Origin of the sequence: Burkholderia sp. Ac-20384 (assembly GCF_017104605.1) — a bacterium.
Taxonomy (GTDB): domain Bacteria; phylum Pseudomonadota; class Gammaproteobacteria; order Burkholderiales; family Burkholderiaceae; genus Burkholderia; species Burkholderia lata.
The window spans coordinates 1-6640 of record NZ_JAAGPE010000404.1 but is presented as its reverse complement, the minus strand read 5'-3'; the positions used below and the strand labels follow the sequence as shown (position 1 = coordinate 6640).

The following is a 6640-nucleotide window of genomic DNA, read 5'->3' as shown; positions in this document are numbered from 1 at the left end:
CAGGCGGTCGTAGTTGCCGGGCGGGCGGCCGACGAACATGTTCTCGAGCATCTGCTCGATCGGCGCCGGCGAGCGCGCGTAGCCGATGAAGTAGGTGCCGAATTCACCCGCGCCCGGGCGTCCGAACGGCATGTTGTCGCGCAGGATCTTCACTTCCTGGCCGTCCTCGTCGAGCGTCGTCAGCGAGCTGTGCGAGCACGACGGCTTCACGTCCGGCGCGAGCTCGATGTCGGCGAGCTTGGTGCGGCCGATGATGCGCTCCTGCGTCTCGACCGCGAGCGCGTTCCAGCCGGCCATGTCGTGCAGGTACTTCTGCACGATCACGTAGCTGCCGCCCGTGAAATCCGCGTCTTCGTCGCCGATCACCGTGAAGTCGACCGCCTCGCGGCCTTCCGGGTTCTCGGTGCCGTCGACGAAGCCGATCATCGCGCGCTGGTCGAAATTGCGGAAGCCGTGCACCTCGTCGACGACCGTGACCGCATCGCCGAGTGCGCCGAGCAACTGTGTCGCGAGTTCGAAGCACAGGTCCATCGCGTCCGCGCGAATGTGCAGCAGGATGTCGCCCGGCGTCGCGACCGCGACACGCTGCCCCGCGCCGAATTCGCGGAACGGATGCAGCGCGGCGGGGCGCGGGTTGCCGAACAGCGCATCCCACGCGTCGGCGCCGAAGCCGCACACGCAGGTGAGGTTGCCGCCCGGCACGCGCTTGCCGACCGAGCGCACGAGCGCGGCGATGTCGCCGCACCATGAGCGGATCGTGTCGGCGTGATCGGCGCCGGGATTGATCGTCGCGACGAGGAAGATCGCGCTGCGCGTGATCGTGCTGTGAACGTTCTGGGAGAGCGGGGGAGGTGTCTGCATCGTGGGCTGCCGGTCAGTCATGTCGGGACGGAAGTGCCGCGGCGCGCGAAGGCGAACGGTTGAACTGTGTCATGCGACTGTTCTCTTTGTGTCATGCGGATGAAGGACATTGCGCGGACATCGCGCAACGGGCCGCAGCGGTGGCGGCCGGCCGCACGGTGCGTACCTGCCCGCACCGCGTAACGTCGTCGAGCAAGCAATCTAGCAGCTTCGGCCCGTCTTTGGAACACGTATCGCCAAACTGTCATGCGAATGCGTCAAACAGGGCCGGATTTTCGGCGGCACCCGCGCAGCTGTACTCCTGGCGCATGCAACGCTGTGCTCTTGAGCGTGCGTGCCGCGTGCAGTAGATTAGGTCCCGCTGCGCCCGCCGACGAGGAGCGTCATCATGAACCTGCTGGAAGCGATGCGTGTGTATGTCGCGGTGGTCGAGCACGGCGGCCTGTCCGCTGCGGCGTCCGAGCTGCGGCTCGACGAAACGCAGGTGAGCGAACGGATCGACGGCCTCGAGCGGTATCTCGGCTGCCGCCTGCTGCTGTGCCGCGACCACGACGACGTTGCCTGCACCGATGCGGGTGACGCGTTCCACGTGTGCTGCCGCCGGACGCTGTCCGCGGTCGAGCGGGCGACCGGCGCGGCCGGCCCGCATGGGCCGGATCTGCCCGATCTGCCGGATCTGCCCGATGCGCACGCTACCGTGCATGCCGCCGCGCGCGACGCGACGTTCCCGCCGCCCGGCGCCGTTCAAGCTTCATCACCGCGACTGTCACCTTGAATACGACCACGCTTTCCTGCTCGCCGGCCGAGCGCATTCGCCGCCGCTTCGGCCATTTCCTGCACGCAGCCGAACTGGCCGGGCTGATCGTGATCGGGCTCGCGACCGCGTTCGCGATGGCGCAGGAAGCGTGGAAGGTCGTGCTCGCGGGTGAAGTGTCGCTGACCGACCTGCTGCTGATGTTCCTGTACCTGGAAGTGCTCGCGATGGACGTGCGCTACCTGCGGCTCGGCCGGTTGCCCGTGCGGTTTCCGCTGTTCATTGCGATGACGTCGCTCGCACGCGACCTGATACTGCGCGGTGCAACCGACAGCCCCGAGCGGATGTTGATGACGACCTTCGGGATCGTGCTGCTCGCGGTGGGCGTGCTGATCCTGAGTTTCGGCCAGCACCGCTTCCCGGCCGACGTCGCCGATGTCGAGGACGATGCGCATGCGCGCGGGTAAAGAGCGGGCGGCAAGCCGCATGCATGATCGATGTCCCTGCAAGGAGGGTGCCCGATGAACACGCATTCCGTCGAAACGAAACAGGCGATCGAACTGCAACACACGGCGTCGGACGCCTACCGGCTGGCGCGCGACACGCGCGATGCCGATCCTGCGCTCGCGCGCGCGCCGTCCGTCGCCAGGCTGCAGCGGGAGGCGGCGCACGCGTATGCCGATGCGGCACGTGCACGCGCGGCGGCCACCGGCATCTGAATCGAACCCCGGCATGCCGCATGCGGTGCGGCGGCTGCCACTGCCACTGACCATCCAACCGAGCGAGGTATCGAATGACCAAGCAACTGATCGTCGCCGTGTTCGACAGCGTCGATACGGCCCGCCAGGCCGCGAACGATTTCGAGGCGCTGTCGGAGAAGGACGAAGGATTCCACGTCGAGAACGGGGTCGTCGTCGAGAAGGACGCGACCGGCAAGCTGGCGGTACTCCACGCCGAATCGCGGCCGTTCAAGGGCGGCGTGATCGGCGCGATCGCGGGCGGTTTGCTCGGCCTGCTCGCCGGGCCGCTCGGCGTGGTCACCGGCATGGCGGCCGGCGCGGGGGCCGGCATTCTCGCGGAAGCGGCCGGCAATGCGCTGCTCGACGGCACGTTCGTCGAGACGATTGCGGCACGGCTCGTGCCCGGCAGCGTCGCGGTCATCCTGGAAGCGAAGGAGGACACGCCGTTCTCGGTCGACAACGTCGTGACGGGATTCGGCGGCAAGGTGTTCCGCCAGACGCTCGATTGAGCGTGTCGTTGTCGAACCAAAAAGGGAGAACCGCATGCGCATCGATCAATCGTACCGGCGCTTCGACATCGCGGCGACGCTGTCGCCGCTGCCCGGCAACGGCAACCGCGCAATCGCGGTCGTCGACGTGACGACCGACGATCCCGCCCGCATCGCCGATCTCGGCACCGGGCAATTCCTGCAGATCCGCAAGTGGGTCGAGTCGAACGACATCACGTTGCTGACGGTCGTGTTCGACGAGTGCAAGGTCGCGATCGATCACTACGCGGACAACGTCGACGACGCTTGAGTACACGCGGGGCCCGCGCATGACCGGGCTCCGCGTGACTGTCGCCCGACGACCATCGGTCAACCGCGACGACGCGTGCCGGCACCGCGCCCGGCGAATGGTTGCCGTGCGACACGCGCGGCGCCGCGCCGTCGCGTTCGAATCTGTTCACCACGCCGGCCCGATTTCACGTTTCCTCGCCAAACTGTCACTTACATTCGTCGAAATGACGCAGTAGGATGCCGAACCTTGTCTAGATGAGATTCGCATTGCTATCCGCCTTCAATTTCGATAACGGACGAGGTTCGCACCGGGACACCCGCGCCCGGCCGCGGCTATCCGGCTTGGTGCACCGGCGCGGCCATGCCGCCCGCGCATCGCACGCCGGTTCACCGCTGGCGGGGCGAGGCGGATGAAGCTCTACGAGAAATTTGCAAACGACATAGAGAGACTCATCCGGCAGGGCGTATATCGACACGGCGATCGTGTCCCTTCGGTGCGGCAGGCGAGCCAGCAGCACCGGATCAGCATCACGACCGTGCTGCATGCCTATCTGCTGCTGGAAAGCCGCGGGCTACTCGAAAGCCGGCCGCAGTCGGGCTATTTCGTGAACCTGCGGCGCGACGACAGCCATGCGCCGGTGCGCGAGCTGCGGCCGTCGAAGCCGATCGCGATCTCGTCGTCGGTCGACGTGAGCCGGCTCGTGCTGTCGACGCTGCGCTCGATCGGCACCGACGACGCGGTGCCGCTCGGCTCGCCGTACCCGGACCCGAGCCTGTTTCCGTTCGAGAAGCTGAACCGCTACGCGTATGCGGCCGGTCGCGACAAGGCGCTGTGGGGCGTGACGGACGGGCTGCCGCCCGGCCATCCGCGGCTGATCCGCCAGATTGCACGTCGCTACCTGGAAAATGGGATGTCGGTGGACCCGAACGAGATCATCGTGACGGTCGGCGCGACGGAGGCGATCAACCTGTGTTTGCAGGCGGTCGCGAAGCCGGGCGACACGATCGCGGTGGAATCGCCGACGTTCTACGCGATGCTGCACGCGATCGAGCGAATGGGGATGAAGGCGATCGAGGTGGCGACGCATCCGGAATACGGGATCGACATTGCCGCGCTCGCCGCAATCGCGAAGTCGCAACCGATCGCCGCATGCATGGTGATGCCGAACTTCCAGAACCCGCTCGGCTTTCAGATGCCCGACGAGCGCAAGCGCGAGCTGGTCGAGTTCGCCGCGAAAGCCGATCTGCCGATCATCGAGAATGGCGTGTACAACGAACTGTACTTCGGCAACATGCATCCGAGCACGCTGAAGTCGTTCGACCGCCATGACATCGTGCTGCATTGCTCGTCGTTCTCGAAGAGCCTGACGGCCGCGTACCGGATCGGCTGGGCGCTGCCGGGCCGCTATCGCGAGCAGGTCGAGAAGCTGAAATTCCTGAACACGCTCGCGACGCCGTCGTTGCCGCAGCTTGCGATCGCGGAGTTTCTCGAACGCGACGGCTACGAGCATCACCTGCGGCGGATTCGCAAGGCCTATGCGCAGCAGGCAAACCTGATGCGGACGATGGTGTCGCGGTTCTTCCCGGAAGGCACGCGGATCTCGAGCCCGGCCGGCGGGTACGTGCTGTGGATCGAACTGCCCGCGTAGGTCGACGCGATGCGGCTGTACCAGCTCGCGCTGGAGCAGGGGATCACGATCGGGCCCGGCTACATGTTCTCGATCACGGACAGCTACCGGAACTTCATCCGGCTGAACTACAGCAGCCCGTGGTCGCCGGAGATCGAACAGGCGGTGATCACGGTCGGCAAGCTCGCCGCCTACTGCGTCGACTGAACGGTCCGCCGCGAGTCGCGTGTCGCGCGCCGCGTCACGTCAGCCGGTACGACTGCGCGCCCGTTCCCGCGAGCGTGCCGCCGTCGACGATCAGGTATTCGTTGCGGATCGGCTTGCCGTCGAACCAGCATTGCAGGATCTCCAGCGTGCCGGCCGCATAGCGTGCCTGCGCGGACAGCGACGTGCCGGAGATGTGCGGGGTCATTCCGTTGAACGGCATCGTGCGCCACGGGTGATCGGCCGGCGCCGGCTGCGGAAACCACACGTCGCCGCCGTAGCCCGCGAGATGCCCGGACGTGAGCGCGTTCACGACCGCGTCGCGGTCGACCAGCTTCGCGCGCGCGGTGTTGATCAGGTAGGCGCCGCGCTTCATGCGCGCGATCATCGCCGCGTCGAACAGGTGCTCGGTCGACGGGTACAGCGGAATCTGCAGGTTCACGATGTCGACGGCGCTCGCGAGCGATGCGGCATCGGCGTGATACGTGAGCCCGAGTTCCTGCTCGATCGAGGCATCGAGCCGGTGGCGCTGCGTGTAGTGCAGCTGCAGGCCGAACGGCTTCAGCCGGCGCAGCACGGCGAGCCCGATGCGCCCCGCGCCGACCGTGCCGAAATGCATGCCTTCGACGTCGTAGCTGCGCGACACGCAATCGGCGATGTTCCAGCCGCCTTGCTGCGCGATCGCATGCGACGGCAAGTAGTTGCGCACCAGCGCGAGCGTCGTCATCACCACATGCTCGGCCACGCTGATGCTGTTCGAACCGGTGACTTCGGCGACGGTAATGTGGGCTCGGGCGGCGGCATCGAGATCGACGTGATCGGAGCCGATGCCGGCCGTCAGCGCGAGCTTCAGCTTCGGCGCGCGGGCGATTCGCTCGGCCGTCAGGTACGCGGGCCAGAATGGCTGCGAGATCACCACGTCGGCTTCGGGCAGCCGACGCTCGAACTCGGAGTCGGGGCCGTCCTTGTCGCTCGTGACGATCAGCGTGTGGCCGTGCGCCTCCATGTAGCCGCGCAAGCCGAGCGCGCCGGACACGCAGCCGACGAGTTCGCCGGGCTGGAAGCCGGGCGGGCCGGCCGGCGTCGGCGCGGTTTGGCCGTCCGCGTAGTGCGTGATGACCGGAATCGCATCGCGTACGTAGCGCGGCGGGTAGCCGTCCACGGGATCGGGGTAGAGCACGCACAGGACGGTGGCCATCGGGTAGCACTCCTGGTGACGGGGGGAAGGCACGCGGCATGCGGATTGCGCAGGACGCGCGACGGGCATGGCAGGCAGCGGGTGTGTTGCGCCGCAACGTTGGTGACGTTCTACGCCCGTCATGGATCGCACGCAAGCTACAGTGCGTGTTTGCGTGCGCTGCGGGGGCGTCTGTACCTGTTCTTTTCATGAGGGACGCCGATAATGGGATCGTTACCTCACTTTGCGGGAGCGACGTCATGTCCGGAAGCGATTCCTCGTCTTCACGTCCCGATCTCGCGCAAGGCATCGCGCTCGACGATCTCGCCGACGGTGCAATGATCGAGGGCTATGTCGGCGATGCGGCGGTGCTGCTGGTACGCCGCGCCGACGAACTGTTTGCCGTGGGCGCGCAGTGCCCGCACTACGGCGCGCCACTGGCCGACGGCCTGCTGGAAGGCGACACGATCCGTTGCCCGTGGCATCACGCGGCGTTA

8 protein-coding genes and 1 pseudogene are annotated in these 6640 nt (G+C 66.9%); 7 read left to right on the top strand and 2 right to left on the bottom strand.

What is annotated here, in order from left to right; genetic code table 11:
- The coding region (locus G3O00_RS38340) for a Dyp-type peroxidase (RefSeq protein ID WP_206146119.1) at nucleotides 1–882 on the bottom strand (882 nt) is incomplete at its 3' end.
- Between the two features lie 367 nt (nucleotides 883–1249).
- On the opposite strand from G3O00_RS38340, the gene G3O00_RS38335 reads away from it, so the two are divergent.
- The 6 genes and pseudogenes from G3O00_RS38335 (at nucleotide 1250) to G3O00_RS38310 (ending at nucleotide 4969) form a co-directional block, all read left to right on the top strand.
- Entirely contained in the window at nucleotides 1250–1636 is a 387-nt protein-coding gene (locus G3O00_RS38335) for a LysR family transcriptional regulator (RefSeq protein ID WP_206146118.1), read from the top strand.
- Entirely contained in the window at nucleotides 1633–2082 is a 450-nt protein-coding gene (locus G3O00_RS38330; RefSeq protein ID WP_174930142.1) for a phosphate-starvation-inducible PsiE family protein, read from the top strand. The genes G3O00_RS38335 and G3O00_RS38330 overlap by 4 nt, the downstream gene beginning before the upstream one ends.
- A gap of 54 nt (nucleotides 2083–2136) precedes the next feature.
- Nucleotides 2137–2334 (top strand): hypothetical protein, encoded by a 198-nt coding sequence (locus G3O00_RS38325; RefSeq protein ID WP_174930143.1) that lies wholly within the window; start codon nucleotides 2137–2139, stop codon nucleotides 2332–2334.
- A gap of 74 nt (nucleotides 2335–2408) precedes the next feature.
- On the top strand, nucleotides 2409–2864 hold the full coding sequence (locus G3O00_RS38320; RefSeq protein ID WP_011349694.1) for a DUF1269 domain-containing protein: 456 nt from the start codon (nucleotides 2409–2411) through the stop codon (nucleotides 2862–2864).
- Between the two features lie 34 nt (nucleotides 2865–2898).
- Nucleotides 2899–3153, top strand: a complete 255-nt coding sequence (locus G3O00_RS38315) for a hypothetical protein (protein WP_206146117.1) — start codon at nucleotides 2899–2901, stop codon at nucleotides 3151–3153.
- A 391-nt stretch (nucleotides 3154–3544) separates the two neighbouring features.
- Nucleotides 3545–4969, top strand: a pseudogene (locus tag G3O00_RS38310) (PLP-dependent aminotransferase family protein).
- Nucleotides 4970–5003: 34 nt separating this feature from the next.
- Here G3O00_RS38310 and G3O00_RS38305 read toward each other — a convergent pair.
- Entirely contained in the window at nucleotides 5004–6164 is a 1161-nt protein-coding gene (locus tag G3O00_RS38305) for an NAD-dependent formate dehydrogenase (protein WP_174930146.1), read from the bottom strand.
- A 239-nt stretch (nucleotides 6165–6403) separates the two neighbouring features.
- On the opposite strand from G3O00_RS38305, the gene G3O00_RS38300 reads away from it, so the two are divergent.
- A partial coding sequence (locus tag G3O00_RS38300; RefSeq protein ID WP_206146116.1) for a Rieske 2Fe-2S domain-containing protein occupies nucleotides 6404–6640 on the top strand: 237 nt, incomplete at its 3' end.